Below are 678 nucleotides of genomic sequence, written 5' to 3'. Positions count from 1 at the left end.
TGCAGCAGATCCAGCAGCTCCGTATCTTCCCCGTCGCCCACCTTCGTTTCCAGGCTCACCGGCTGCCGTGCTCGGCACAGCAGATCCTTCACCTCCTCCTCCGGCAGCTCCACCGCCACTGCCAGCTCACTCAGCGTGGGCGTGCGGCCCAGCTCCTGGCTCAGCTCCCGCTGACCCTTCTTCAGCTTGTTCAGCGTTTCGGTGATGTGGATCGGCAGACGGATCGTCCGGCTCTTCTCCGCAATCGCCCGGGTGATCCCCTGCCGGATCCACCAGTACGCATACGTCGAAAACTTGTAGCCCCGCGTCGGGTCGAACTTCTCCACACCCCGCACCAGGCCGATCGTTCCCTCCTGGATCAGATCCAGCAGCTCCATGTTCCGCTTGGTGTACTTCTTCGCCACGCTCACCACCAGCCGCAGGTTCGCCGCCACCATCCGCTCCTTCGCCCGCCGCCCGCTCGCCAGCTTGCGGCGCAGCACCGGCACCGGCAGCTCCAGCGCCGCCGCCAGCACCTCCATCGTGGGTTTCACCCCGCCGGCGCGCATCTCCAGCTCCAGCTCCGTTTCCTCCAGACGCATCAGCTCCTGCACCTGGCGGCCCAGCGTGATCTCCTGCTCATGGCTCAGCAACGGCACGCGGCCGATGTCCCGCAGATACGAGCGCACCAGGTCGCCG

1 protein-coding gene is annotated in these 678 nt (G+C 66.5%); it reads right to left on the bottom strand.

Going from position 1 to position 678, the window contains the following annotated elements:
- Positions 1–671, bottom strand: a 671-nt coding sequence (locus CJZ80_RS14760) for a sigma-70 family RNA polymerase sigma factor (protein WP_094515012.1), incomplete at its 3' end; no start/stop codon positions are given.
- Between the last annotated feature and the right edge of the window lie 7 nt (positions 672–678).

It is taken from the genome of Synechococcus sp. MW101C3, from assembly GCF_002252635.1.
Lineage (GTDB): Bacteria > Cyanobacteriota > Cyanobacteriia > PCC-6307 > Cyanobiaceae > MW101C3.
This window is presented reverse-complemented; position numbering and strand designations above follow the sequence as displayed.